At 44.9% G+C, this 561-nt stretch carries 1 protein-coding gene; it reads left to right on the top strand.

Features of this window, described 5'->3' with window-relative positions; genetic code table 11:
• Positions 1-561: FeoB small GTPase domain-containing protein (locus R7R24_RS29390; protein ID WP_318120548.1), on the top strand; the 561-nt coding region annotated here is incomplete at both ends.

Raw genomic sequence — 561 nt, 5'->3', positions numbered from 1 at the left:
AAAACTACTCTTTTTAATGGTTTGACTGGTGCCAAACAGCAAGTCGGTAACTGGGCGGGCGTGACTGTTGAGAAAAAAACGGGTCAATTTAAGCACGCGGGTGATGAGTTTTTACTGACGGACTTGCCGGGCATTTACTCTCTGGATAGCGGTAACGATAGTAACAGTATCGATGAATCCATCGCTTCTCGTGCGGTGTTGACGCACCCAGCTGATTTGATCATCAACGTGATTGATGCCACCAGCTTAGAGCGCAGTCTATATATGACGCTGCAACTTCGTGAGCTTGGTCGTCCGATGGTTGTTGTTCTCAACAAAATGGATGCGTTAAAGCGTGAACGTCAGATGATCAACATTGCTGAGTTAGAAAAGACGCTAGGTTGCCCAGTGATCAGTTTGTCTGCCACTAATAAAGCACAAGTTGCTGAGTTTAAAGAAAAGCTCCACAAAGCCATAGTTCAGGGTGTTGCGCTAAAAGACCGCTCTTTGAATTACGGCGATAAGATGGAAGCAGCGATCGAGCATATTTCTTCTCTATTTAACTATCAAACCGTTTCTCAT

It is taken from the genome of Vibrio sp. 704, from assembly GCF_033339295.1.
This window is presented reverse-complemented; position numbering and strand designations above follow the sequence as displayed.